General features: G+C 72.3%; 20 protein-coding genes. 7 read left to right on the forward strand and 13 right to left on the reverse strand.

Going from position 1 to position 24,078, the window contains the following annotated elements; translation table 11 throughout:
• Window positions 1-36: 36 nt before the first annotated feature.
• The 6 genes from fxsT to KBY32_RS17975 form a co-directional block, all read right to left on the reverse strand.
• Window positions 37-4,107, reverse strand: a complete 4,071-nt coding sequence (gene fxsT / locus KBY32_RS17950) for an FxSxx-COOH system tetratricopeptide repeat protein (RefSeq protein WP_308293749.1) — start codon at window positions 4,105-4,107, stop codon at window positions 37-39.
• Window positions 4,100-5,350 carry a TIR-like protein FxsC gene (locus KBY32_RS17955; RefSeq protein WP_210980740.1) on the reverse strand — a complete coding sequence of 417 codons (1,251 nt, stop codon included), beginning with the start codon at window positions 5,348-5,350 and terminating at the stop codon, window positions 4,100-4,102. Before KBY32_RS17955 ends, fxsT begins: the two co-directional genes overlap by 8 nt.
• Entirely contained in the window at window positions 5,347-6,006 is a 660-nt protein-coding gene (locus tag KBY32_RS17960) for a TIR-like protein FxsC (protein ID WP_063885451.1), read from the reverse strand. Before KBY32_RS17960 ends, KBY32_RS17955 begins: the two co-directional genes overlap by 4 nt.
• Window positions 6,003-6,848 carry an aminoglycoside N(3)-acetyltransferase gene (locus KBY32_RS17965; RefSeq protein WP_210980741.1) on the reverse strand — a complete coding sequence of 282 codons (846 nt, stop codon included), beginning with the start codon at window positions 6,846-6,848 and terminating at the stop codon, window positions 6,003-6,005. Before KBY32_RS17965 ends, KBY32_RS17960 begins: the two co-directional genes overlap by 4 nt.
• Window positions 6,845-9,031 carry an FxsB family cyclophane-forming radical SAM/SPASM peptide maturase gene (locus KBY32_RS17970; protein WP_210980742.1) on the reverse strand — a complete coding sequence of 729 codons (2,187 nt, stop codon included), beginning with the start codon at window positions 9,029-9,031 and terminating at the stop codon, window positions 6,845-6,847. Before KBY32_RS17970 ends, KBY32_RS17965 begins: the two co-directional genes overlap by 4 nt.
• A 441-nt stretch (window positions 9,032-9,472) precedes the next feature.
• The gene (locus tag KBY32_RS17975; protein WP_210980743.1) at window positions 9,473-10,501 is read right to left on the reverse strand and encodes an MBL fold metallo-hydrolase; all 1,029 of its coding nucleotides are present in this window, start codon (window positions 10,499-10,501) and stop codon (window positions 9,473-9,475) included.
• A 241-nt stretch (window positions 10,502-10,742) separates the two neighbouring features.
• Between KBY32_RS17975 and KBY32_RS17980 the strand changes: the two genes are divergently transcribed.
• Window positions 10,743-12,200, forward strand: a complete 1,458-nt coding sequence (locus KBY32_RS17980) for an aldehyde dehydrogenase (protein WP_055620714.1) — start codon at window positions 10,743-10,745, stop codon at window positions 12,198-12,200.
• A gap of 2 nt (window positions 12,201-12,202) precedes the next feature.
• The gene (locus KBY32_RS17985; protein ID WP_055620713.1) at window positions 12,203-12,436 is read left to right on the forward strand and encodes a ferredoxin; all 234 of its coding nucleotides are present in this window, start codon (window positions 12,203-12,205) and stop codon (window positions 12,434-12,436) included.
• Window positions 12,437-12,441: 5 nt separating this feature from the next.
• Here KBY32_RS17985 and KBY32_RS17990 read toward each other — a convergent pair whose 3' ends face one another.
• Window positions 12,442-13,071, reverse strand: coding sequence for a TetR family transcriptional regulator (locus tag KBY32_RS17990; RefSeq protein ID WP_210980744.1), 630 nt, complete (start codon window positions 13,069-13,071; stop codon window positions 12,442-12,444).
• A gap of 209 nt (window positions 13,072-13,280) precedes the next feature.
• On the opposite strand from KBY32_RS17990, the gene KBY32_RS17995 reads away from it, so the two are divergent.
• From KBY32_RS17995 to KBY32_RS18005, 3 genes are read left to right on the forward strand one after another with little or no spacing between them, the layout of a single operon-like run.
• Window positions 13,281-14,729: a glycosyltransferase family 4 protein gene (locus tag KBY32_RS17995; protein ID WP_210980745.1), complete on the forward strand. Its 1,449-nt coding sequence runs from the start codon at window positions 13,281-13,283 to the stop codon at window positions 14,727-14,729.
• Window positions 14,723-15,457 carry a class I SAM-dependent methyltransferase gene (locus tag KBY32_RS18000; RefSeq protein ID WP_115508895.1) on the forward strand — a complete coding sequence of 245 codons (735 nt, stop codon included), beginning with the start codon at window positions 14,723-14,725 and terminating at the stop codon, window positions 15,455-15,457. Before KBY32_RS17995 ends, KBY32_RS18000 begins: the two co-directional genes overlap by 7 nt.
• Window positions 15,454-16,521, forward strand: a complete 1,068-nt coding sequence (locus KBY32_RS18005; RefSeq protein ID WP_210980746.1) for a prenyltransferase — start codon at window positions 15,454-15,456, stop codon at window positions 16,519-16,521. Before KBY32_RS18000 ends, KBY32_RS18005 begins: the two co-directional genes overlap by 4 nt.
• 19 nt (window positions 16,522-16,540) lie before the next feature.
• Here KBY32_RS18005 and KBY32_RS18010 read toward each other — a convergent pair whose 3' ends face one another.
• The 6 genes from KBY32_RS18010 to KBY32_RS18035 all read right to left on the reverse strand — a co-directional run bounded on the left by KBY32_RS18010 (window position 16,541) and on the right by KBY32_RS18035 (window position 22,356).
• A complete protein-coding gene (locus KBY32_RS18010) occupies window positions 16,541-16,834 on the reverse strand; it encodes a hypothetical protein (protein ID WP_055620708.1) in 294 nt (97 codons plus the stop codon).
• A gap of 45 nt (window positions 16,835-16,879) precedes the next feature.
• A complete protein-coding gene (locus KBY32_RS18015) occupies window positions 16,880-17,890 on the reverse strand; it encodes an LLM class F420-dependent oxidoreductase (protein WP_055620707.1) in 1,011 nt (336 codons plus the stop codon).
• Window positions 17,891-17,984: 94 nt separating this feature from the next.
• Window positions 17,985-18,695 carry a hypothetical protein gene (locus KBY32_RS18020; RefSeq protein WP_055620706.1) on the reverse strand — a complete coding sequence of 237 codons (711 nt, stop codon included), beginning with the start codon at window positions 18,693-18,695 and terminating at the stop codon, window positions 17,985-17,987.
• 197 nt (window positions 18,696-18,892) lie between these two features.
• Window positions 18,893-19,816: an N-acetylmuramoyl-L-alanine amidase gene (locus KBY32_RS18025; RefSeq protein WP_210980747.1), complete on the reverse strand. Its 924-nt coding sequence runs from the start codon at window positions 19,814-19,816 to the stop codon at window positions 18,893-18,895.
• A 46-nt stretch (window positions 19,817-19,862) separates the two neighbouring features.
• Window positions 19,863-20,513, reverse strand: coding sequence for a class I SAM-dependent methyltransferase (locus tag KBY32_RS18030; protein ID WP_210980748.1), 651 nt, complete (start codon window positions 20,511-20,513; stop codon window positions 19,863-19,865).
• Between the two features lie 100 nt (window positions 20,514-20,613).
• Window positions 20,614-22,356 carry an MFS transporter gene (locus tag KBY32_RS18035; RefSeq protein ID WP_210980749.1) on the reverse strand — a complete coding sequence of 581 codons (1,743 nt, stop codon included), beginning with the start codon at window positions 22,354-22,356 and terminating at the stop codon, window positions 20,614-20,616.
• 226 nt (window positions 22,357-22,582) lie between these two features.
• Between KBY32_RS18035 and KBY32_RS18040 the strand changes: the two genes are divergently transcribed.
• Both KBY32_RS18040 and KBY32_RS18045 read left to right on the forward strand, forming a co-directional pair.
• Window positions 22,583-23,125 (forward strand): SigE family RNA polymerase sigma factor, encoded by a 543-nt coding sequence (locus KBY32_RS18040; RefSeq protein ID WP_210980750.1) that lies wholly within the window; start codon window positions 22,583-22,585, stop codon window positions 23,123-23,125.
• Entirely contained in the window at window positions 23,122-24,060 is a 939-nt protein-coding gene (locus KBY32_RS18045; protein WP_247689592.1) for a hypothetical protein, read from the forward strand. Before KBY32_RS18040 ends, KBY32_RS18045 begins: the two co-directional genes overlap by 4 nt.
• Window positions 24,061-24,078 lie beyond the last annotated feature (18 nt).

The raw sequence follows: 24,078 nt of genomic DNA on the forward strand, positions 1-24,078 counted from the left end.
GAGCGCCCGCCGCGGGACGGCGGGCGCTTCCGCGTGTCAGATCGGATGCGGGTCGAACTCCCAGCCCGAACGGCTCCATTCGCGCAGCGCCGAGGCGCGGGGATGGTCGGCGCCGAGCCGGGCCGTGAGAGCGCCCAGCACCTCCTCGCGCAGCCGTTCGGCGGCCTCGGTCTCGCCCAGCTCGTTCAGCACCACCGCGAGATTGGCGGCGCAGACCAGGGGAGCGGGGTGCTGGTCGTCGTCGAGGACATAGCGGATCCGGTCCAGTACCGCCTCGTAGGTCGTACGGGCGAGCTCCCGCTGACCCAGTGCGGCCTGGGCGTTGGCCACGTTCACGCGGCACATCAGGGTGAACGGGTGGTCGTCGTCGAAGATCTCCGCGAAGGCCCGCGCCGCCTGCTCGGCGTGGGCCAGGGACGAGGCCGCCTCGTTCGCCGAGTACAGCAGCACGGCCAGGTTCGCGTAGCAGGCCGCGGTGTAGGGGTGCTGGTCGTGGAAGAAGCGACGGCAGTCGTCCAGGACCCGGCGGGCCAGTTCGAGGGCCTCCTCGGTACGGCCCTGCGCGCCCAGCGAGCCGGCCAGGCCCAGCTGGAGCAGCAGCCGGTTGGGTGAGGCCGACCCCTCCTCGGCGGGGAGGGCGGCGAGCACCGCACGGGTCAGCTCCTCCGCCTCCTGTGCCCGCCCCAGTTGGCGCAGCGCGCCTGCCAGGGCCTTGCCGGCGTTGACCGTGGTGGGGGAGGACGGCCCGAACTGCCGGTTGGCGAGGCAGCGTTCGTACGTACGCCGCAACTGGTGCTCCGCGCCCGCGTAGTCGCCGCAGTCGAGGAGGTCACGGGCGTGGCTGATCGTCGATTCCCGGGTGTAGGCGTGCTCGGAGCCGAGGATCTTGTTCCTCATCTCCATCGTCTTGCGGTCCAGCCGCAGCGCGTCCGCGTACTGCCCCAGCACCCGCAGGCAGACGGCGTAGTTGTTGGCCGCCATGAGGCTGCGCGGATGGTCCTCGCCGAACAGCTCGAAGAGCCGCTCGTAGTTGAGGCGGTCGCGTTTTAGGGCCTCGCTGTAGCGGCCCAGACCCCGCAGGTCGGCGGCCACACCGCCCGAGGTCATGAGGATGTGGAGGTCGTGCGGGCTGTCCAGGACCGCCTCCTGGCGGCGCAGCACGTCCATGTCCATGTCCAGGGCCTCCTGATAACGGCCCTGCGCGCGGAGGATGTTGGCGATCTGGAAGCCCATGTGGAGCACCCATCGCTCCTCACGGCCGCTGTGCTCCACCCATCCCTCGTGGACGCGCGTGCTCAGGTCGTAGGCCTGCTTGAGCTCGCCGCGGCGGCGCAGTTGGCGCACCCGGTCGACGATCAGCTTGCGGATGCCGTAGTCCGGTGTCGTCAGGGCCCACCGGGTGCCGAGGTGCGGCCAGATGATGCGGTAGCGCTCCCAGGTGTTGTGGTCCTCGGGGTCGTCCTGCTCGGGGCGGGCGGCCACCAGTGTGCGGAACACGGCATCCCGGGTGGCCTCCTGCTCCTCCTCCGTCATGTTCAGACGCACCGACATCTGCACCAGGCGGTGCACCCGGAGGCTGCGGGACTTGCGGTCCACCGTGGCCAGCGACAGACGGCTCAGCTCCTGGAAGGCCCGCGCGATCATCTCCGTGCTGTCGAAGGCGCGCGGCCGGAACTCCTCGCCGGGCCCGCCCGGACCGCCGGTCCGGCCCGTCAGGGCCTGCGCGATCTGCGTGCTCTGCAGCAGGTCCATGGAGATGGGCTCGGGACTGAACCAGGCGGCCAGTTTCAGCAGTTGCACGGCCGGCGGGAAGTTCTTGTCGAGCTGCTCGATCGCCACACGCCACGTCTTCGAGACGTCGAGCAGCCGGTCGTCGGGGCTCGGCCCTTCCGTGTCGGTCGCCGGCTGGCGTTCCAGGAGCTTGACGTACTCGTGGGTCTGCAGGCCCGTCTCCCGGAGCACGGCGGCCGCGTGCTCCACCGCCAGCGGCAGGTCGCCGAGGGCGGCCGCCACCTCGTCGGCCTCCTCGGTGCTGCACTCGGTGAGTCTGCGTTTGAGGTGCGCCACGCTTTCCTCGCGCTCGAACACGCCGACATCGGTGATCTCGGCGTACCTCTCCCAGCCCTCGGCCCGCTGACTGGTGACCAGGATGTGCCCGGACTTGCCGCTCACCAGCAGGTCGGACAGATCGCTCACATGCTCGACGTTGTCGAGGATCAGCAACCAGCGGCTGTAGGGACGCCCCAGACCGAGCGCCTCCTTGACGCCGGTCGCGGTCGCGGTCGGGTTCTTGCGCTCACCCACGTCGAGCGGGCCGGCCAACTGGGCGTACTGCTCGACGGCGAGGTTCCGCTGGTCCGCCTGGATGTGCCAGACGACGTCGTAGTCGCCCTTGTAACGGTGGGCGAACTCCAGGGCGAGCATCGTCTTGCCCACGCCGCCCATGCCGCGCAGCAGCACGGTGCCGTTGCCGGCCCGCAGCCGGTCGCGCAGATACTCCAGCAGACGCTCCCGCCCGGTGAAGGACGGGTTGCGGATCGGCAGGGACTGCACGGCGGGCTCGGCCCCCGGGAAGCGCGGACCGCCGTCGCTCGCCGCGACCGGGCTGAACAGCGGTTGTGTCGGCGCCTCCACGGCGTTCAGCAGCACCTGCCGGGCGGCGTCCTCGTCGGCTCCGCACCGGGTGAGGTCGGCGGCCGCGCGATCGGAGAACGGCGCGCTCAGCCGTACGTCGTCCACCCGGACGGCGACCGGGCCGCGCGCGTTCTCGGCCTGCTCCAGGCTGCCGGCGGTGTCCCGCACGCCGCGTGCGTCCACGAACTTGCGATAGGCGTGGGACAGGACGGCGAGGCTCCGCGTGGACGGTCCCGCCGCCTGCTCGGTGCCGGTCCGCTCCGGGACCTCGAGCGTGCCCTGCGGCAGCAACTGGACCCGGAACCCGACGGACTTCAGAGTGAACTCGATCCAGTCGGCCCAGGTGCGGTCCTCGGGGACGAAACTCACCCGTACCTCGGTGTCCTCCAGCGGTCTGGGCCGCTTGTACAGGGCGAGGACCCGCTTGCGCTCCCCGTCGTCCATCGGGGGCAGCGCGGTGACCTCCCCGTCGGAGATGACCTCCGTCAGCCGTTCGCACGCGGCGAGCATCGAGGTGGGGCGGCCGGGGACGTCCCGGAACGGCGCCAGCAGTTCCTCGTAGGCGTAGAAGGGCCGGTAGGGGATCTCCACCTTGCCCCAGTACTCCTGGGCGTCCAGCGTGCAGTGGCGGCGGACGATGTCGGCGAACTTCGCCCGCATCTGCTCCCGCGCCGCCTCCAGGCGGTCGGCCTCGCCGTTCGCGTCCTCCACCCGCATGGGGACCGGGATGATGCGGATGCCGCGATAGCCGTAGAGCGTGTCGATCTTGTGGGCCACCGCATGGGCGCCGTCCATGCCCTGGCTGCTGGGGGTGAACGCGACGACCAGCGCGTCCGGCAGCAGCACCGTGCAGACGTCGGAGACGTCGCTCAGGCCGGTGCGGCTGTCGATCAGGACGTAGTCGTAGTTCTGGGTCAGTTCGTGCTTGAGCGCCCTCACGAAGACCGGGCCGTGCCAGGTGTGGTCCAGGAAGCGCATCCAGTCGAACTGCGAGTACGCCGACAGGTACTCCTTGTTCTGCGTGCCCGGGGACACGTAGTCGAGGCGGCCGCCGCCGGGGAACTTCCAGTCGAGCGGGATGACGCAGTGGTTGAACCTGGCTTGCGAGTCCACCCACGCCGCTTCGGCGGTCACCCAGTCGTCCTCCGGGTGGCTCTCCGGCTGCCTGCGCTGCTCCAGGACGGTCTGGTTGAAGTGCAGGAACAGGTCGATGATGCCGGGCGCCGACCGTAACCGGTCGCGGTCCAGGAAGGGGTGGAGGAAGCGGTCCAGGCCGGGCGCGTCCAAATCCCAGTCGACGACCAGGACCCGCTTCCCGCCGGACGCCAGGATCCAGGCCGTGTTGGCGAGGGACATGGTGCGGCCGGTGCCGCCCTTGTACGAGTAGAAGGTGACGATCTTCCCCCCGGCCGGCTCCGCCGGATCCGCAGCCGCCGTCCCCGTCGTCTCTCCCGCGCCGTTCTCGTCAGTCACTGGTCGTCCTCCGCTCCCCGTGACGCCGCGCCGGACCGGACGACGGGCGCGGGGAATCGTCCTGGATGGAATCGAGATACCGCAAATAGCAACTCTTCGCCAACTCCGCGAAAAGCCAGGCGAACGCGTCGGGCTGGGCGATGCCCTGGGCGGCCGCGCCCCTGGCCGTGTGGCGTACGTCGTCCAGATGCCGGTGCCAGGACAGCGTGTCCCGCAGCCGTTCGGTCAGCCGCTTCCTGTCGCGCTGCGTCTGCGGGTCGTCGCCCGCGAGCACCGCCATGACGGCCAGCCAGGGCCGGTTGGCCCGGTCGATGCGCCGGACCATGTCCGACGTCCTGGGGTCGCCGAGCGCCCACGCGTCGACCACGAGCACCCAGGGCGCGACAGGCCGGGCGGGCTCCCGCCCCGGCCCGTCATGGGCGATGCTCTCGTACGCCTTGTCGAAGGCGACCAGTTCCGGTTCGAAGCCGAGATTGCCGGCGAGAGCGATGGCCTGCTGGGTCAGCGATCCGGACGCCGTGCGATACGGTCGCCACGACTCGGTGTCCGGCCCGTACGTGGCCGCCTCACGCCCCGGAGGCAGCCGGCCGGCCGTCGGCGCGAGGACCGTGATCCGCAAGGTCGGCTTCGAGCGCTGCGGCGCGAACGCGTCCTCCAGACCGTGCCGGTCGCCCACCTGCTCCGCTCCGGCCGGTGCCGGTGAGTCCTTCGCCGCCCGCGCGACGCGCTCGGCGAGACGCGCCAGCACCTGTCGGTAGGCACGCTGATCGTCCTCCAGCTCCATGAGCCGGTACAGACCCGATTCCGCGTAACGGTCCTGGGCGCGCCGCTCCTCGGCGCCGCCCGCGCGCGGCAGATGCGTGGAGATCTCCAGCGCGGCCGGCGGCAGGGTGGTGCCGTCGGTGGGCGGGACCCACAGGACGGGGACCACGGCACGGCCGTAGTGCCGGCCGCCCCGGCGCCTGAACGCAGTCCACTGGCGCCCGCACAGCGGGTCGGTGAAGTAGCGCGGCGCGTACAGCGGGACGAAGACGCGGCAGGCCGCCAGCGCCGACTGCCACGCGTCCGACGGAGCGTCCGGGGCGTCCACGTGCCCGGCGTCCTGCGCCGTCACCCGGGTCAGCCGGGCCACCTGCCTGCGCAGGTCGTCGTAGAAGGAGAAGACCGGCTGGTCGGCGTCGGCCCCGTGCGGCCCCGGGGTGCGCGCGTAGCTGAGGAAGAAGACCGGAGTCGTGGCAGTCATGAGTCCCCCTGGGTGCGCGGCGCGAAGACATTGCGCAGGTCGTCGAAGAGGCTGACGTCGCAGGGTCTGAGCCGGGCCGCCGTGGCGACGTCGACGATCCGCTCGGCGATACGCCACACGGTCCGCCGGTAGACCCGCCACTTCCCGGCCTCCATCAGCCCCCGCAACCCCATGAGCTGGTAGTCCTGGTCGAGGTCGGGACCGTCGTACTGGAACGGCTGGACCGCCTCGGGCAGGGTGAACCGGCCGGGCGAGGTCCACAGCACCGGGACGATCGCGCTGACGGTGTACGGCTCGGAGCGACGGTGCTCGGTCTGCCGCCGGACGAACCCGTCGAACTCCATGCCGCACCAGGTGCTGACGCAGTACTGCGGCGAGTACACCGGCACGAAGACCCGACAGGTGGCCAGCGCTTCCTTCAGGGCCTTCTCCCACTCGCCGCCCAGCGGAATGTGCTGGTCGAGAAAGCCGACCGGCGTCGTCGCGTCGTGCGTCGTCAGCTGGAGGACGAACTGGCTCAGCAGATCGTGGAACTGCTCCTGCCGGTTGTCCGGAGCGCGCGAGCCGGCGGATCCGGAATGCGTCTGCCCGTAGCTGTGGAAGAAGAAAGGGACCTGGGAATCAGCCGGGCGGTCGGCTAAGTGGTCGTCGGTCACCTGCGCTGCCCCCCTCCAGCCGTCCGGTGTTCCTTGAACCATTCCACAGCCAAGTCCACCGAATCAGCCAGAGGGAGGAGACGGGCAATTCCTCCTCCCACCGGTCCCCGCCGGACCACGCGCTCCCCGGTGTCGGTGTGCTCGTGCTCCAGCCAGGCGCCGAGCCGTGCGAAGTCCCGGTCGTCCAGGTCCACGCTCTCGAACCAGCGGTGCCGCCGGCGCGGCGCTCCGTCGGCCCCGGTCCCCTCGGTGACGAAGCAGTCGTAGCGGCGGATCGGCGGGTCGGGTGAGCGGTATTCGCCCAGGTGGAAGGCTGTGCACGACGCGAAGCCCACCCCCAGTAGCAGGATGCGCGCGTCGAGCCGGTAGAGCTTTCCGAGCGGGGAGTCCTCCCCGAGCGGGCAGTCGAGCGGATGGTCCCGGGTGATGAAGTCCGCCAGCGGTCCCCAGGCGGTCAGCGAGGTCTGCGGATGACCGCTGCGCCGCGCGCCCGGCGTCGTGCGCACCCGCTCCGCGACGGCGCCCATGCCAGCACTGGGAGTGGTGGCCGCGTCGAACCCGGGCATGGTCCGCCGGTACGCCTCGATCTCCTCGGCCGTCAGGCCCCGCACCCGCTCTCGATAGGCGGGAGAGGAGAAGGAGTTGGGGGCCGTGAACGTCGGCACCACGATCGTGCCCGAGGCGCCGACGGCGGTCCGCAGCGCGTCGGCGACGGTGCCCGGCCCGCGCGTGGTCGGGCCGATCCGGCGCAGTGAGGAATGCACCAGGACGACGTCGCCCGACCGCAGTCCGAGGGCGCGGAGGTCGTGCGCGAGCTGAGGGCTGGTGTAGGGCGCTGTCATCGATCCGCGGTCAGCTGGGCGACGGCTGCTTCGATGGCGGCCGCGAGACGCAGGCCGGTGGGTGGCAGGGCCTCGGCCCCGGCGGCGAAGGCGTCCAGCGCGGTGAGAGCGCGCTGCCCCCAGCGGACGGCCTGACCCCGGGCCGCCGGGCCCTGGCGCGCGTGCCAGGCGCGGGCCACGCCCAGATGGGCGTAGGCCTGGCGCAGCGCCGCCTCCGTGTCGCCGAACTCGTCCAGGTCGCGGAGCGCGGCGAACTTCGCGTGCTGCCACTCCCGCAGCAGGGTCAGGGCGAGGTCCTGGGGCGTTTCCCGCCGGCTCAGGGCCAGCGCGCCGAAGGGCGGACGGGGGAGGTGCGGTTCCGTCGTACCGGCGCGCAGGATCAAGGTGTTCACCCCGGCCGCCAGAGCGGCGGCCTCATGGGGGTGCCGGTGCGACAGGACGTCCCAGGCCGCCTGAAGGGGCCGCCGCCACACCGCGGCCGTATCGGGCGGCGTGCCACGCGGTCGGAGGAGGGGGTCGGCCTGCACTCTCATCTCGACCCCGCCGACCGAGAGGCGCGGCAACGGCTCCCAGGCGACCTCTTCGCCGTCCATCCGCCACACGTCCCTGCCGTCGGTCCCCACCCGGATCCCCCCGTCGTCCCGGCGGGAGTCGTGCGGCCGCCACCGCAGCCGGCCGACCGAGGGCAGCAGCAGCTCACCACGGCCGCCCGCCCGGACCGGGACGTCCAGCCGCCGTCCCGCGCGGAACGCCGCGGCCAGGGCCAGACCCGCCAGGAACTCGACGTCCGGCACGCTCTGCCCGCGCGTCTCGGCGGAACAGGCCCGCACGGCCCAGGAGTGGACCATCGGGTCCGCGAGCACGGCGTCGAGGGCGGGCCCCTCCAACTGCACGAGGGCCTGCCAGGCCTCCTCGGAACCGACGCCCGCACGGCGCAGATACGCCAGCATCGCGTGCCGCAGGTCCAACTGGGCCTCCACCAGCCGCCGTACGGCGTCGGGCTCCGACGCGCCGCCGGCCGTCAGCGCGCCGAGGTCGGACGAGAGCACGGTGTGCCGGGGCACCGAGGGGGCGGCCGACTGGATGTGGCCGATGAGCTTGAGCAGGTCGGCGCAGTACACCGACGGGTTGGCGAAGCCGCTTCCCGACCTGTACCGGTGGCCGTAGAGCCCGCCACCGCAGACGGCCACCACCGGGCAGGCCCTGCACTGGGCGGACAGCCCGTCCAGGCCCAGGACGCGGGCCTGGAACCCGGGGTGGCGCGCGGCCTCGTCGAAGCTGTCGACCAGGACGTGGTAGCCGGTCTCCGGGGCGCCCTCGGCCACCGTCTTGAGCCAGTCCGCCTGCTCGATCGCCCCGTCGGTCTCGATCACCAGGAGGTCGGGGCTGCCGAGCCCGAGCGCCTCGGTGAAACCGTGCTCCCCCCTCGCGGCGGCCTCGACCGACTCGAACAGCCGGATGCTGAGCGGTCTGTCCTCCGCGTTCCACCGCTCGTACACGGTGATCAGCCAGTCCGCGTAGTCCGTGCCGCCCTTCGGACGGGCCGGCGGGTGATCCCAGGTCGCGTGGGGGAGGAGGAAGTCGACGCGGGGCGGGCGCAGTTCGGTCAAGGCGCCGTAAACCCTGTCCGGATCGTTCGCCACGTCCACGGTGCACAGCAGACCGGCGAACGCCGGACGGTGGACGGGCCGGCCGAGCAGGCGGATCGCGCGCACCGTGTCGTCGTAGCTGCCCGAGCCGTCGACCCGTACCCGGTGCCGGTCGTGGGATTCCCGGTCGCCGTCCAGGGAGACGCCCGTGTTGATCCGTTCACGGACCAGCAGTGCGCAGAAGTCGTCGTCGAGGCGGAGCCCGTTGGTCTGCATGCGCAGGTCGAGTGCGGCGACACCGTCGAGGTGGTCACGGAGTTCTCGGGCCATGGCCGCCAGCCGTGCGGGGCCCGCGAGCAGCGGCTCACCTCCGTGCAGGACCACGGTGACCCGGTCGAGACGGTGGGTCCGCGCGTGCTCGGCGATCCGTTCGGCGGTGGCCCGGACGATACGCGGCGCCATCACCCGGGGGCGGCGGCGCCAGCTCTGGTCGGCGTGTTCGTAGACATAGCAGTGGTCGCACGCGAGGTCGCACCGGCTGTGGATCTTCACCACGAACTGCCGGAAGGGCCGTGCTGTCGCGGGTGCCGCCATGTCGACCGCGGCCCGTCTCAGATCGAGGAATTGAAACCCGCGACGGTGCCACTGCCGAGCGACGAGACGCGCAGGACGTCCCGTTCCCGTCGGAGGCTCAGATGGGTCAGACGTCCGCGGCCGCGGCGGGCGGGCTTGCTCTCGGCACGACGGGCTTCACCCACTGCGTGTGCGGCGGCGTGGTTCACTACGTCGCTGTGCATGACAGTTCCCCTCGGGTGATGCGCCCCGGAGCACCGTGATCCCGCATGGTGTCGCGTCCCGTACTGGGCATTCCGGCAGCGGCGTCGGCAACTCGACACCTTCATGCTGCATTCGGTCGGAGGCCGTGACAAGACGACCTCCGGCCAACCGCTCGAAGAATACGGCCTTGTGAAGAGGGTGTGAGGGGCTCCGGCGAGGGCGAATGACGGGGCCCTCCGCCCGGCACACCTCCCCGCCTCACACCGCCACATAAGCCACCCCCTCACCCCCCGCCACCGCCTCCGCCCGGCCCAGTTTGACCAGGCGGCGGAGGTGGGCCTCCGCCTCGGCGACCGCGATGGTGCGGGAGCCCGGTGGGATCCGGTCCCAGGGGCGGTTCCACTCCATGCGTTCGGCCAGTTGCCAGGGGGTCAGGGGGGTGGTCAGGAGGGCGAGGAGGCCGGCGAGGCGGGCCTCGTGGTGGTCCAGCAACTCCCGTACGCGCGCCGGGGCGTCCGTGAAGGCGTGCTGGTGGGCGGGCAGGATCTCGGCGGGGGCGAGGGCGGCGACGCGTTCCAGGGAGGCCAGGTAGTCGCCCAGGGGGTCGGTGGACGTCATGTCGTCGGGGTCCTCGTACAGGCCGATGTGCGGGGTGATCCCGGGCAGGAGGTGGTCGCCGGAGAACAGCCGGCCGTGGCCGGGGAGTCCGGCCGGGTGCTCCTCCTCCAGGTGCAGGCAGACGTGGCCCGGCGTGTGGCCCGGCGTCCAGATCGCGCGCAGGCGGCGGCCGGGCAGGTCCAGGAGTTCGCCGGGGACGATCTCCCGGTCGGGGTCGGCGGGGGAGAAGCCCGGCAGGGAGCCGGGGCGGCGCGCGGCGCGCAGGGGGGCCACGTGCTCCTCGGGGGCGCCGGCCGCCGCCAGCTTGTCGGCCATGTAAGCGAACCACGTCTCGGGGCGCGTCGCCCGCGTGCGCCGGACGATCGCCGCGTCCGCCGCGTGCATCGCGATCCAGGCGCCGGACGCCTCCCGTACCCGGCCGGACAGGCCGTGGTGGTCGGGGTGGTGGTGGGTGATGACGACCCCGTGGATCTCCTCCGGCGCGGTGCCGCAGGCCGCGAGGCCGTCCGTGAGGGTGTCCCAGGAGTCCGGGTCGTCCCAGCCGGTGTCGACGAGCACCGGGCCGCGGTCGGTGTCGACGACGTGCACCAGGGTGTGGCCGAGGGGGTTGTCCGGGATCGGGACCCGTATGGACCGCACCCCGCCGCCATGGTCGTACACCTGCGTCATGGGCTCCCCCATCACCGCGACGTCCGCGGCACGAACCGGCCGCCCCGGCCATAGTAACTAGAACGCGTTTCGATGGGAGCCCGAGTCATCCAATGGGCCCCGAGGGTGGTGCGCGTTCCGTGGACTCCTCGGGGTGGAACTGGTATCAGTTGCTCTATATCTGATGGGCCGTCAGAGACGAGCGGCCAAGGCCGTCAGTGTTCAGGCGCATCCAGGCGCGGCTCCGGGGAGGCAGTCGGTCATGACCGAACTCGTGGAACACGGGCAGCTGTTCATCGGCGGGGAGTGGACGGGCCCCCTCGGACGGGACGTCATCGAGGTGGTCTCGCCGCATACCGAGGACGTCATGGGACGGGTGCCGCACGCCACGCCCGCCGACGTGGACCGGGCGGTCGACGCGGCGCGGCGGGCCTTCGACGACGGGCCCTGGCCCCGGGCGAGCCTCGCCGAGCGGATCGAGGTCGTCACCCGGATCAAGGACGGGATCGCCGCCCGGCACGACGAGATCGCCCGGCTCATCTCCGCCCAGAACGGCTCCCCTTACTCCTGGAGCGTCCTCGCGCAGGCCCTCGGCGCGATGATGGTGTGGGACGCGGCGATCACGGTCGCCCGTGACTTCTCCTACGAGGAGCCGCGCGACGGTGTCCTCGGGCGCATCCTCGTACGCCGTGAACCGGTCGGTGTCGTGGCGGCCGTCGTGCCCTGGAACGTCCCGCAGTTCGTCGCCGCCGCCAAGCTCGCGCCCGCCCTGCTCGCCGGCTGCTCGGTCGTCCTCAAGCCGTCCCCCGAATCGCCCCTGGACGCCTACCTCCTGGCCGAGATCGCCCGGGACGCCGGGCTGCCGGACGGCGTCCTGTCCGTCCTCCCCGCCGACCGCGAGGTCAGCGAGTACCTGGTCGGGCACCCGCGCATCGACAAGGTCTCCTTCACCGGCTCGGTCGCCGCCGGGCGCCGCGTCATGGAGGTCGCCGCCCGTCATCTGACCCGGGTCACCCTGGAGCTCGGCGGCAAGTCGGCGGCCGTCGTCCTGCCCGACGCGGACGTCGAGGCGACCGTCGCCGGGGTCGTGCCGGCGGCCTGGATGAACAACGGGCAGGCGTGCGTCGCCCAGACCCGCATCCTCCTCCCGCGTTCCCGCTACGACGAGTTCGCCGAGGCGTTCGCCGCCGCGGCCGGCGCCCTCGTGGTCGGCGACCCGCTGGACCCGGCGACCCAGGTCGGCCCGCTCGTCGCCCGCCGCCAGCAGCGGCGCAGCCTCGACTACATACGGATCGGGCAGGAGGAGGGCGCGAAGATCCTCACCGGGGGCGGGCGGCCCCAGGGGCTGGAGAAGGGCTGGTACGTCGAGCCCACCCTCTTCGGGGACGTCGACAACACCATGCGCATCGCCCGCGAGGAGATCTTCGGCCCCGTCATCTGCCTGCTCCCGTACGGCGACGAGGCCGAGGCCGTCAGGATCGCCAACGACTCCGAGTACGGCCTGAGCGGCAGCGTCTGGACCGCCGACACCGCGCACGGCGTCGACATCGCCCGCCGGGTGCGCACCGGCACCTACTCCGTGAACACCTTCAGCCTGGACATGCTCGGCCCCTTCGGCGGCTACAAGAACTCCGGGCTGGGGCGGGAGTTCGGGCCCGAGGGCTTCGGCGAGTACTTCGAGCACAAGATGATCCATCTGCCCGCCGGCTGGGAGGCGTGACGATGGGCGACCGCTGGCACGTCGAGGTCGACCGGTCGCTGTGCATCGGCTCGGCCCAGTGCCTCCACCACGCCCCCGGCGGCTTCCGCCTCGACACCGCCCGCCAGTCCCATCCGGCCGACCCGGAGACCGACGCCGACGAACGGGTCCTCGCGGCGGCGGAGGGCTGCCCCGTGGAGGCCATCGCCATCACGGTGCTGGGCAGCGGGGAGCCGGTGTTCCCGCCCGAGGAGTAGCGCGCTCAGCGGTGCCGCGCCGGCTCCTCGGGGGCCGTCAGGTCGATGAGCCGGCACACCGTCTCGATGTCGATCTTCACCTGGGCGATCGAGGCACGCCCCGACAGCCAGGTGATCAGGGCCGAGTGCCAGGTGTGCTCGATGACGCGGACGGCGGAGAGCTGCTGCGGCGTCGGGTCCTCCAGACCCATCGCGTCCAGGATGATCATCGTCGTCTGCCGGGACACCTGGTCCACCTCGGGGGAGACGCTGCGGTCCGCGAACGTCAGCGCGCGCACCATCGCGTCCGCCAGATGCGGCTCGCGCTGCAGGGCGCGGAACGCCCGCATCAGGGTCTCCGCGACCCGCTCGGCCGCCGTCGCGCCCTGCGGCGGCTTCTTGCGCAGCGTGCCGTGCATGTGCTCCAACTGGGCCTGCATCGTGGCGACCAGCAGATGCACCTTGGACGGGAAGTAGCGGTACAGCGTGCCGAGCGCCACCTGGGAGGACTCCGCGACCTCGCGCATCTGCACGGCGTCGAAGCCGCCCCGGCTCGCGAGTTGCGCGCTGGCGTGCAGGATGCGTCGGCGGCGGGCCTCCTGACGCTCGGTGAGAGCCGGTGAGGAGGGGCTCGCGCTACTGACTTCCGCAGGCATGGATCCCGTTCCGTGACAGTCGGTGAGGGTGGGTGACCGGACAGAGCATGCCAGGGCTCGGTCGTGGCGTGAATCACCTGATCCATCGCTCACAGCGGCGCTACCTGCCGGTAGATTCAGAGCCTCCTGAACGATCAAGTCTGAAACTTGTTCTAGATTAGCGTCCCGGCGTAACCTCGCGGGACAGAGCAGGGAGAGAGGGGCCCGGAGTGACCGCTGAGGCCAGGGAGGCCGGGTCCCCGAAGGACCTTGCCGCCGACGGCGGGCGACCGCTCGACATCGCGCTCCTCACCTACAAGGGGAACCCGTTCTGCGGCGGCCAGGGCGTCTACGTCCGCCACCTCTCCCGCGAACTCGCCCGCCTCGGCCACCGCGTCGAGGTCATCGGCTCCCAGCCCTACCCCGTCCTCGACGAGCACGAGGACTACGCGGGCCGGCTCACCCTCACCGAGCTGCCCAGCCTCGACCTGTACCGCCAGCCCGACCCCTTCCGCACACCGAAGCGCGACGAGTACCGCGACTGGGTCGACGCGCTGGAAGTGGCGACGATGTGGACCGGCGGCTTCCCCGAACCACTGACGTTCTCGCTGCGCGCCCGCCGCCTGCTGCGCGCCCGCCGCGGCGACTTCGACGTCGTGCACGACAACCAGACCCTCGGCTACGGCCTCCTGGGCGATGTCGGCGCCCCCCTCGTCACCACCATCCACCACCCCATCACCGTGGACCGCCGGCTGGAGCTGGACGCCGCCACCACCTGGCAGCGCCGGGCCTCGGTGCGCCGCTGGTACGCCTTCACCCGGATGCAGAAGCGCGTCGCGCGCCGCCTGCCGTCCGTCCTCACCGTCTCCGGCACCTCCCGCCAGGAGATCGTCGACGACCTCGGCGTACGGCAGGACCGCATCCACGTCGTCCACATCGGCGCCGACACCGACCTGTTCAGGCCGGATCCCTCGGTACGCCGGGTGCCGGGCCGGATCGTGACGACGTCCAGCGCCGACGTCCCGCTGAAGGGCCTGGTGTTCCTCGTCGAGGCGCTCGCCAAGGTCCGCACCGAACACCCCGACGCCCATCTCGTCGTCGTCGGCAAGCGCCCCACCGAGGGCCCGGTCGCCCAGGCCGTCGAGCGCTACGGCCTCGAGGGCGCCGTCGACTTCGTCAAGGGCATCTCCGACGCCGAACTCGTCGACCTGGTCCGCTCGGCGGAGGTCGCCTGCGTGCCGTCGCTGTACGAGGGCTTCTCGCTGCCCGCCGCCGAGGCCATGGCCACCGGCACCCCCCTGGTCGCCACGACCGGCGGGGCGATCCCCGAGGTCGCCGGACGCGACGGCGAGACCTGCCTCGCGGTGCCGCCCGGCGACTCCGGGGCGCTGGCCGCCGGCCTCACCCGGCTGCTCGGCGACGCCGCGCTGCGCGACCGGCTGGGAGCGGCCGGACGCGAGCGGGTACTCGCGCACTTCACCTGGGCCAAGGCCGCCGAGGGCACGGTGGCCCGCTACCGCGAGGCGATCGCCGCCGGACGGCAGCCGCGCGGACCCCGCGCCACGGCCGTGGACACCGCCCCGGCCGGCGCCTCCCTCCGCTCCACGACCCCACCCGTCACCGCCACGAGCTCCCCCCTCGTCGAAGGCGCCGACACCGAAAGCAGGGCCACGTGCTGACCGTCGACTTCTCCCGGTTCCCGCTCGCCCCGGGCGACCGCGTTCTGGACCTCGGCTGCGGTGCCGGACGGCACGCGTTCGAGTGCTACCGGCGCGGCGCCCAGGTCGTCGCGCTGGACCAGAACGGCGAGGAGATCCGCGAGGTCGCGAAGTGGTTCGCGGCGATGAAGGAGGCCGGCGAGGCCCCCGAGGGCGCCACCGCCACCGCCATGGAGGGCGACGCCCTCGCGCTGCCCTTCCCGGACGAGTCCTTCGACGTCGTGATCATCTCCGAGGTCATGGAGCACATCCCCGACGACAAGGGCGTCCTCGCCGAGATGGTGCGGGTCCTCAAGCCGGGCGGCCGTATCGCGATCACCGTCCCGCGCTACGGCCCGGAGAAGGTCTGCTGGACCCTGTCCGACGCCTACCACGAGGTCGAGGGCGGCCACATCCGCATCTACAAGGCGGACGAGCTGCTCGCCAAGATCCGCGAGGCGGGTCTCAGGCCCTACGGCACCCACCACGCCCACGCGCTGCACTCGCCGTACTGGTGGCTGAAGTGCGCGTTCGGCGTCGACAACGACAAGGCGCTGCCCGTGCGGGCGTACCACAAGCTGCTCGTCTGGGACATCATGAAGAAGCCGCTGGCCACCCGGGTCGCCGAACAGGCGCTGAACCCGCTGATCGGCAAGAGCTTCGTGGCCTACGCGACCAAGCCGCACCTGCCCCGGGTGGACGCGCGGTGACCACTCCCCGGACAGAACACCTCGTCCTGCCCGGGGTCCTCACCGCCGAGCAGGCCGCCGCGACCGTGGCCGGCCTCCTCGCGGTACAGCGGGAGGACGGGGCGATCCCGTGGTTCCGCGGACACCACCTCGACCCGTGGGACCACGTCGAGGCCGCCATGGCGCTGGACGCCGCCGGAGAACACGCGGCGGCCGAGCGGGCGTACACCTGGCTGGCCGAGCATCAGAACGACGACGGCTCCTGGTACGCCGCCTACCGGGACGGCGCCCACGACGACGTCACCGACACCGGGCGCGAGACCAACTTCGTCGCCTACATAGCCGTGGGCGTCTGGCACCACTACCTGTCCACGGGCGACGACACGTTCCTGGACCGCATGTGGCCCACCGTGTACGCGGCGATCGAGTTCGTCCTCGAACTCCAGCAGCCCGGCGGGCAGATCGGCTGGCGGCGCGACGACGACGGCACCTCGGTGCAGGACGCCCTGCTCACCGGCTCCTCGTCGATCCACCACGCGCTGCGGTGCGCGCTGGCCGTCGCCGAGCAGCGGGAGGAGCCCCAGCCGGACTGGGAGCTCGCCGCGGGCGCGCTGCGGCACGCCATCCGCCGGCACCCCGAGCGGTTCCTCGACAAGAACCGCTACTCGATGGACTGGTACTACCCGGTGCTCGGCGGAGCGCTCACCGGCGCCGAGGCCGAGGCCCGGATGCGCGAAGGCTGGGGCCGGTTCGTCGTGCCCGGACTCGGGGTGCGCTGTGTCGTGCCCAACCCGTGGGTCACCGGCGGCGAGTCAGCCGAACTCGCCCTCGCGCTCTGGGCGATGGGCGAGTCCGACCGCGCGCTGGAGATCCTCCAGTCCATCCAGCACCTGCGGGACGCCGACAGCGGGCTGTACTGGACGGGGTACGTCTTCGAGGACGACGCCATATGGCCGCGTGAACTCACCACGTGGACCGCCGGGTCCGTCCTGCTGGCCGTGGCCGCGCTCGGCGGGCACGAGGCCACCTGCGCGGTGTTCGGCGGGGACCGCCTGCCGGCCGGCCTGGACCCGGACTGCTGCTGACCGCCGGGGCGGCCGGGTGTCAGTGGCGGTGCACCCGGCCGGCGATGGCGTGGCCGACGAACAGATAGACCACCGCGGCCAGGCCGTACCCGGCGACCACGCGGGCCCACTCCTCGTCGAAGGTGAACAGATCGTGCGACCAGCCCGCCAGCCAGCGGGCGGAGTCATGGACGAACTGCACGAAGTCGTTGCCGGGGTTGGCCCCCAGCAGATACATGAGGATCCACAGGCCCAGGATGAGGGCCATGACATCGGCGACGATCGCAATGACCGTGCCGGCCTGTGACGCACCGTTGCGATATCGAGGGGACATGCTCCTCGCTTGACCCCGGAACCGGGAACGAAACCCGGTCACCGGCTATGAGTTGAGTTCGGCCAGCACCCGCAGGGTCCGCCGGTCCGGTGCCAGCGCCAGCAGGTCCGTCACCGGGCCCTTGCGCCACAACTCCAGCCGCTCGGCGATGCGTTCACGCGGGCCGACCAGGGAGATCTCGTCGGCGAACGCGTCCGGCACCGCCTGTACGGCCTCCGCCCTGCGCCCCGCCAGGAACAGCCGCTGGACGCGCCGGGCCTCCTCCTCGTACCCCATGCGCGCCATCAGGTCGGCGTGGAAGTTGCGGGCCGCGTGGCCCATGCCGCCGATGTAGAAGCCGAGCATGGCCTTCACCGGGAGCAGACCCTCGGACACGTCGTCGCAGACGTGGACGCGGGCCAGCGGCGCGACCCGGAACCCGGACGGCAGATCGCGCACCGCGTCGCCGTACACCTCGGGCCGGCCCGGCGCCCAGTACAACGGCAGCCAGCCGTCCGCGATCCGCACGGTCTGCGCCACGTTCTTCGGCCCCTCGGCACCGAGCAGAACGGGCAGTTCAGGACGCAGCGGATGGGTGATGGACTTCAGCGCCCTGCCCAGACCGGTGGCGTCCGGCCCCCGGTAGGGGTGCGTGTGGAACCGCCCGTCCAGCTCGACCGGCGCCTCCCGCCGCAGCACCTGCCGTACGACGTCGACGTACTCGCGGGTCGCGGTGAGCGGCGAGGCGGGGAACGGCCGCCCGTACCACCCCTCCACCACCTGCGGTCCCGACAGCCCGAGCCCCAGCAGCACCCGTCCGCCCGAGAGATGGTCCAGGGTCAGGGCGTGCATGGCGGTGGCCGTGGGGGAGCGGGCCGCCATCTGCGCCACGGCCGTCCCCAGCCCGATCCGCGAGGTGCGCGCGGCGATCCAGGTCAGCGGCGTGAACGCGTCGGACCCCCAGGACTCCGCCGTCCACACCGTGGCGTAGCCGAGCCGCTCGGCCTCCTCGGCGAGCGGTACATGGTCGGCGGAGGGGCCACGGCCCCAGTAACCGAGAGCGAGCCCGAGCCGCATGCCAGCCTCCTGACGGTGCGTCAGCCAAGAGGGGGAGAGTACGGCAACGGCCCCTCACCCGGAAGGGCGAGGGGCCGTCGTACGACGTGAGGGCTCAGCCGCGCTGGATGCCGCTGGTGTCCTGGAGGACACCGCGACGGCCGTCCTGCGTCTGCGCGACCAGGGCCGCGCCGCGCTGCTCGACGGCCAGGTACCAGGTGCCCGGCGCCAGTTCGGCGATCGGGTTGGGCGAGCCGTCCTCCGCGAAGAGGGGACGCGCCACCGGCACGGCGAACCAGAACGGGGAGAAGTCACCGGCGGGCGCGGGCGCCTGCGGCTGACCGCCACCGAACGGCGGCTGCTGCTGCGCCGGCGCACCCGGGTAGCCGTAACCGGCCTGCGGCTGACCGCCGTAGGGCTGCGGCGCGGCCGGCCGAGGCGCGGGCACGAGCCCGGCCTGCAGCGCCGGCACGAGCGGCGTCGCGATGGCGGCACCGGCGAGGACGAGGGCGGCGAGGAAGCCGAGGATGAGGCCGGCGGCCGCGCTGGCGCGGTCGTCGACGTCCACCAGGTACCAGAACAGGGTCCATGCCGCCAGGATGGCGAAACCCGTGCCGACGGTGCCGAGATCGAGACCGGCGACCTTGCGGGGCTGCGGCAGCAGGCGGTTCACGACGATCAGCGCGGCGCCGATGACCCCGCCCATGTACACGCCGAGTCCGAGGCCGAGGGTGTCCCACGCGTTCTGGTCCACGTCGAACCCGGAGACGGAGAAGAGGTCGAGGAACGACGCGATGAACAGCAATACCGCTGCTCCGATCACCACGCCGTCGCCTCGAGTGAGGGAGCGGATATTCACTTCAGATCCTTCGTCAGTCGTCTCAACATCGGCATCGCTGGAGGCGTCGCTGTCACCATGTCGCCGTCTGGCCCCGGTGTGAAGCGCGGGGGTGGCCCCTCATCGTAAGGACGACCTTATCGTCCGTCCGACGAGGCTGTCCGCCGGGATCAGCTCCCGGACCACTACCCTCGCAGGAAACTCACGATTCCCTCAGAGATTCCCTGCGCCGCCTTCTGGCGCCAGGCGCCGCTGGTGAGCAGTGCCGCGTCCTTGCTATCGCGCATGTTGCCGCACTCGATGAAGACCTTGGGAACCGTTGACAGATTGAGACCGCCCAGGTCCTGACGCGTGACGAGACCGGTACCGCCGCCCACATAGTCGGAGGGCGCGCTTCCGGTCACGCGGACGAAGGCGCCCGCCACGCGCTCGCCGAGGGCGCGCGACGGGGCCACGATCGGGCCGGTGTTGGCGGCGCCCTTGGCCACCTTGCCGGGGAGGATGACATGGAAGCCGCGCTGTCCGGCGCCCGCGCCGTCGGCGTGGATCGAGACGACGGCGTCGGCCTTCGCCTTGTTGCCGATCTCGGCCCGCTCGTCCACGCACGGGCCCCACGGCCGGTCGCCGTCCTGGGTGAACTTCACCGTGGCGCCCTGCTTCTCCAGCAGCGCGCGCATCCGCCGGGCGACGTCGAGCGTGAACTCCGCCTCCGCGTAACCCGCGTTGGTGGACGTCCCCGTCGTGTCGCACTCCTTGCGGTTCGTGCCGATGTCCACCTGACGGTTGATCTCGGACGTGTGCCGGAAGTTGCCGGGGTTGTGGCCCGGGTCGATGACGACGACCTTGCCCGCGAGCGGCTCCGCGCCGGAGGGGGAGGGCGCCGGGCTCGGCTTCTCGTCGTCCTGGGTGGAGGACGCCGTCGGCGGTGTGGTCGCCGGCGTCGTCCGGACCGCCGTGTTCCCGGAGCCGCCTCCGCCGTCGCCCACCGTCGCGTACACCAGCCAGCCGAGCAGCGCCCCGGGTACGAGGGCGGTGGCGGCCACGGTCAGGGCGCGGCGACGGCCGCGGCGCGGCTGCGGAGGGTCGAAGTCCGGTCCGAGATATGACACGCCTGCCACCTTACGGGCCGGATACCGGCCGTGCCGTCGAGGGACCTCAGATGCCGTCGCCCGTCCGCTGCAGCACCCGCAGGGAGTCCGTCGCCGACACCTCCGTGAAGGCGCCGGAGGACAGAGCCCGCAGGTAGACGCGGTACGGCGCCTGGCCGGTGAACTCGTCGGCCGGGTCCGGGAACACGTCGTGGATCACGAGCAGACCGCCCTCGGCGACATGCGGGGCCCAGCCCTCGTAGTCGGCGTTCGCGTGCTCGTCGGTGTGACCTCCGTCGACGAAGACCAGGCCGAGGGGCGTACCCCAGACCTTCGCGACCTGCGGGGAACGGCCCACCAGCGCGACCACGTGCTCCTCCAGGCCCGCCCGGTGCAGGGTGCGGCGGAACGTCGGCAGGGTGTCCATCAGACCGAGCTCGGGGTCGACGGTCGAAGGATCGTGGTACTCCCAGCCGGGCTGCTGCTCCTCGCTGCCCCGGTGGTGGTCGACCGTGAGGGCCGTCACCCCGGCCGCGCGGGCCGCGTCGGCGAGCAGGATCGTGGAGCGCCCGCAGTAGGTGCCGACCTCCAGCAGGGGGAGCCCGAGGCGCCCCGCCTCGACGGCCGCCGCGTACAGGGCCAGGCCCTCGCCCGTGGGCATGAAGCCCTTCGCGGCCTCGAAGGCGGCCAGGATGTCGGGCTTGGGGGCGGGGGCCATGGGGGTCCTCTCCGTCGTACGACCGTATGGGCGCCCATGGTGCACCACACCCCCCGTCACCTGGGCGACGGGGGGTGCGGGCGGGCCGGGGAGGCGGGCGTCAGGCGGTGACCGTCTCGCCCGGCAGGGCGAGGTCGACGTCCACCGCGCCGTCCTCGCCGGGATGCGTGGCCGCCGAGGCGAGGGGCGCGTGCCCGTCGGCCCGGGCGGCCAGGACGTAGGCGCCCTGAGCCGGGACCGCGAGGGCGTAGCCGCCGTCGTCGTCGGAGAGGGTGGCGCCGGCCTGCCGGCCGCGGCGGTCGATCAGCGTGACCTTGGCGCGGGCGACCGGGGTGCCGGCGGCGTCCAGGACGCGGCCGCGGAAGCCGTGCAGGGCCTCCTCGGCGCGCTGCAGATTGGCGTCCTCCTCGCTGCTGGCGCGCAGCTGCGGGTGGCCCGACGGCCGCTGCCGGGGCAGGAGCAGGGCGAACGCGAGGCCGAGGACGACGGCGCCGGTCGCGATCAGGAAGGACAGCCGGAAGCCGTGCATCGTCGGGACCGCCACCCCGCCGACGTCGTTCGCGGTGTTCGCCAGCACCATGCCGATGACCGCGCTGGACACGGAGGTGCCGATGGACCGCATCAGGGTGTTCAGGCCGTTCGCCGCGCCCGTCTCCGAGGCCGGCACCGCGCCGACGATCAGGGCCGGCAGGGACGAGTACGCGAGGCCGATGCCGGCGCCGAGGACCACCGAGATCACCAGGCTCTGCCAGGCTGCGCTCATCAGGCCGAGGCCGGCGCCGTAGCCGATCGCGATGATCAGCATGCCGAGGATGAGCGTGGTCTTGGGGCCGTACCGGGCCGACAGCCGGGCGTAGACGGGTGCCGTCACCATCATCGTCAGGCCCAGCGGGGCGACGAGCAGGCCCGCGACGACCATCGACTGGCCGAGGCCGTAACCGGTCGACTCCGGCAGCTGGAGCAGCTGGGGGAGGACCAGCGAGACGACGTAGAAGCTGACGCCGACCATGATCGACGCGAGGTTGGTGAAGAGGACGGCCGGGCGGGCGGTGGTGCGCAGGTCGACCAGCGGCGCCTTGGTGCGCAGCTCGTACACGCCCCACAGCAGCAGGACGGCGGCGGCCGCGCCGAACAGCCCGAGGGTCATGCCCGAACTCCAGCCCCAGTCGCTGCCCTTGGTGATCGGCAGCAGGAAGAGGACGAGGCCCGCGGAGAGGCCGAGCGCGCCGGGGAGGTCGAAGGTGCCCTCCGCGCGGACCTCGGACTCGGGGACGACGAGCAGGGTCAGGGCGATGGAGAGGACGCCGAGGGCGGCGGCGCCGTAGAAGAGGGCGTGCCAGTTCGCGTGCTGGGCGACCAGGGCCGCGGCCGGCAGGGCCAGACCGCCGCCGACGCCGATCGAGGAGCTCATCAGGGCCATCGCCGAGCCGAGCCGCTCGCGGGGCAGCATGTCCCGCATCAGGCCGATGCCGAGCGGGATGGCGCCCATCGCGAAGCCCTGGAGGGTACGGCCGACGATCATCGGCAGCAGGGCGCTGGTCACGGCGCTGAGCAGGGCGCCGGCCACCATCACGGTGAGGCTGGCTATCAGCATCCGCCGCTTGCCGAAGAGGTCGCCGAGGCGGCCCATGATCGGGGTGGCCACGGCGCCCGAGAGCAGGGTCGAGGTCAGCACCCAGGTGGCGTTGCTGGGCGTGGTGTCCAGCAACTGCGGCAGGTCCTTGATCACCGGGACGAGCAGGGTCTGCATCACCGCGACCACGATGCCCGCGAAGGCCAGGACGGGGACCACGGCCCCGGAGGTGGTTCTGCCGGCGGGCCGCTCGATGGTCGTGTGTGTCATGTGTACAACGAACTCCGTCTGCCAGGGCAACTATTCCGATGCTTTGGCACACTAACGAAATCTTGACCTTCTCTTGGGGAAGGGGGCGCGGATCTCGGGGGCGGGCTGCCGACGCCGCGCGGGCACGGGCTGCGAGCCCTCACGGAAGGGCTGCGAAAATCCGTGCCGGGCGGGAGGCAACGGTTCGGGGGGCTCATGGACTCCTTTGGACATCGAGGAGGTGCCCATGGGGGATCGCAAGGCGGTCCGGGACGCGGAGTTCCAGAGCTTCGTCACCAGTCGCTGGCCACGCCTGCTGCGGACGGCTTTTCTCCTCACCGGCGAGCAGCACGCCGCGGAGGACCTGACACAGACGACGCTGGAGCAGGCATATGTCGCCTGGCGGCGGGTGGGGGCGGCCGACGACCCGGAAGCGTATGTACGGCGCGTGATGATCAACGCCCATGCGCGAAGACACCGACGGCGGCTGAGGGAGTTCCTCGCGCCGAAGGACGACACGGGCCTGGCCCGCGAGGTGCCGGACACCGGCGACCGTATCGCCCAGGCCGACGACCGCGATGCCCTGCTGGCGGCGCTGGCCCAGCTGCCGCCTCGGCAGCGCGAGGCCGTCGTCCTGCGCTACTGGGAGGACCTGACCGAGACGCAGACGGCCGAGGCGATGGGCTGCTCCGTCGGCGCCGTGAAGAGCAACGCGGCCAAGGGCATCGCGAAACTCCGCGCCCTGCCGGGACTGGCGGAGATGGTCACGCAGGGAGGGCGGAGCCGATGAGCGCGAAGCGGGAGAGCAAGCGCGAGGCCAAGCGGGCGACGATGCGGGAGCCGAACCACTACATGTCGATCGACGGCCTGACCGTGCACGACCCGGCGGACTCCGGCCGCCCGACCTCGGACATCGCAGTGCTGCTGGCGGATGCCGCGGACGGCGTCGAGATCGGTACGGCCCCGTACGCGGCGGTACTGCGCGGCGGACGGCGCCGCAAGGCCCGCCGCTGGGCCACGGCCTCGGCGACCGCCCTGGCCCTGGTCGCCTCGGCCGGCACCCTCGCGGTGACGGGGCTGCCCGCACGGGGCGGCTCCGGGGTCACCTCGATCGCCACGAACCCCGCGCCGCCGCCCACACCCCCCGCCCCGGACGTGCGCACGCCCTCCCGGACCCTGCTCGCGAGCGGCACGGACGACGGCGAGAAGTGGCGGGTCCTTGTCGACCTCTGGGAGGCCCCGCGCACCAAGGACCAGGCGGCCGCCGAGCTCGCCGCGATGCGGTCCTACGGACAGCGGCCCGCGGACCTGGACGACCCCGAGGACCTCATCGGCAGAAGCACCTACTTCGTGCTGCGCGAGTACGGCGAGCAGGACACGGCGCGTGTGGTGAGCGAGGGGGCCTTCACCGACGGGGCCACTGCGTCCGGCGAGGACGTCGAGGCGGTGGCGCTGCCGCTGGCCCCCGGCGGGAAGGGGGCGAAGCGGCTCGTCGTGGGCAGGGTCGCCCTGGACGCCCGGAAGGTCACCTGCGCCTGGAAGGACGGGACGACGACCGAGGTGCCGTCGTTCTTCGAGGCGGCCGGCGGGGCCACCCCCACGAAGTCGGTCGACATGGGCAGCGAGAACCCGCTGATCCGGGTGGTGGACGGCTCACCGGAGGCGTGGTTCGCGTGCGTGGCCCCCGAGGGCACGGCGTTCAAGTCCGCGGCGGTCACCAAGTAGGGGCCGGCCTGGGCCGGT

The organism is Streptomyces sp. RK62, assembly GCF_018070255.1.
In the GTDB taxonomy this organism is placed as follows: domain Bacteria; phylum Actinomycetota; class Actinomycetes; order Streptomycetales; family Streptomycetaceae; genus Streptomyces; species Streptomyces nigra.